Consider the following 1,276-nt stretch of genomic DNA (forward strand, 5'->3'; position numbering starts at 1 on the left):
GTAAACGCTCCATAGCAAGTACCTGTTCCTCCACTCCTTTTTCTGCCATAATAGTCTCACACTATACAGAGTCAAAAAAGTTAAGTACTCAACTTTTTTGACCGCCTATGGAGGTCTATCTATGAGCAGTCAAACAAGTTTAGTTGCTGAACAGGTTCGGTTGCAGCAATGGGCGGCACAGATCCAGGATTGTAAAAACCGCCCTGCAGATATGAAAGTAGAAACCTGGTGCAGTGAGCATGGCATCACAAAAGCGAATTATTATTATCGTCTGAAAAGAGTCCGCAAAGCATGTTTGGAGGTCTACAATCCAGAACCGGCGTTTGTGGAGCTTCCTCAGCCGATAGAGAAAGCTCTGCCCCGGGAAGACAGCAGCTTAAAACCGACAGCTATTCTGCGAAATTCCAGAGGATTAGCACTTGAAATTTATAATCCTGTCTCTAAAGATATGCTTCAGTGTATCCTGGAGGTGCTGTCTAATGCTGAATGACGCCACAGGTCTGAAAAAGATCTATCTTGCAGCTGGTTATACCGATCTGCGGAGAGGAATGGATGGTCTCGCAACGATCATCCGGTTCCGGTTTCAGCTCGATCCGTATGATAAAAATACGCTCTTTCTTTTCTGCGGGAAGAAGACGGACCGAATCAAGGGACTCTTATGGGAAGGGGATGGGTTCCTGCTTCTTTACAAGAGACTGAGCAACGGTGCCTTCAACTGGCCACGTTCCGTAGAAGAGGCGTTGGAAATATCCCCGGAACAGTATACGATGCTGATGCAAGGGCTTGAAATTCTCCCCAAACATCCGATCAGGCCAAATGATCCGCCTAAAAGATTGATGTAACATTTGTGCATTATGGAGAAAAAAATTTCTATATTTCACAGAAGAAAAGAGAATCTCTTCCGTTTCATAAAGCTTATCCACAGAATTCAGTCCGCAGGAATCAAACCACACGGTTTCGGGCAGAAAAATCGTTCTGAATCTGTGGATAGCAGTACAGAACATCTGGAATCCTGAAAAGCTATCCCAGGTGCTCTGTACTGTTATCCACCGTCATTATGCCGAAAGGAAAACAGGCGCCAAGTGGCAGAAAACGTACAGATCTGGTACAATGGACTCATTGAGAAAAGGAGTTCCTGCCATGGCGATGAAGTTCACAGAAGAACAGTTAAACAGCTTTGATAAATCTATGCTGATCCAGTTATTTTTGAATCAACAGGAACAGTTAGAAAAGGTCAGTGCCGACCTGCATTCCCTGGATACGAAGATGCAGGCAA

General features: G+C 44.7%; 2 protein-coding genes. Both read left to right on the forward strand.

The annotated features are described in order from the left end of the window. Positions 1–121 precede the first annotated feature (121 nt). Complete coding sequence (locus DWX91_RS16285) at positions 122–490, forward strand: IS66 family insertion sequence element accessory protein TnpA (RefSeq protein ID WP_118482097.1); 369 nt, start codon at positions 122–124, stop codon at positions 488–490. After that, positions 480–842 carry an IS66 family insertion sequence element accessory protein TnpB gene (tnpB, locus tag DWX91_RS16290; RefSeq protein ID WP_118468476.1) on the forward strand — a complete coding sequence of 121 codons (363 nt, stop codon included), beginning with the start codon at positions 480–482 and terminating at the stop codon, positions 840–842. The genes DWX91_RS16285 and tnpB overlap by 11 nt, the downstream gene beginning before the upstream one ends. Positions 843–1,276 lie beyond the last annotated feature (434 nt).

Origin of the sequence: Clostridium sp. AF22-10, from assembly GCF_003478725.1 — a bacterium.
In the GTDB taxonomy this organism is placed as follows: Bacteria; Bacillota; Clostridia; order Lachnospirales; family Lachnospiraceae; genus Otoolea; species Otoolea fessa.

What these genes read in the sequence shown, in the direction of transcription:
- DWX91_RS16285 (WP_118482097.1), top strand. Translation starts at nt 122, where the DNA reads ATGAGCAGTCAAACAAGTTTAGTTGCTGAACAGGTTCGGTTGCAGCAA.
- tnpB (WP_118468476.1), top strand. Translation starts at nt 480, where the DNA reads ATGCTGAATGACGCCACAGGTCTGAAAAAGATCTATCTTGCAGCTGGT.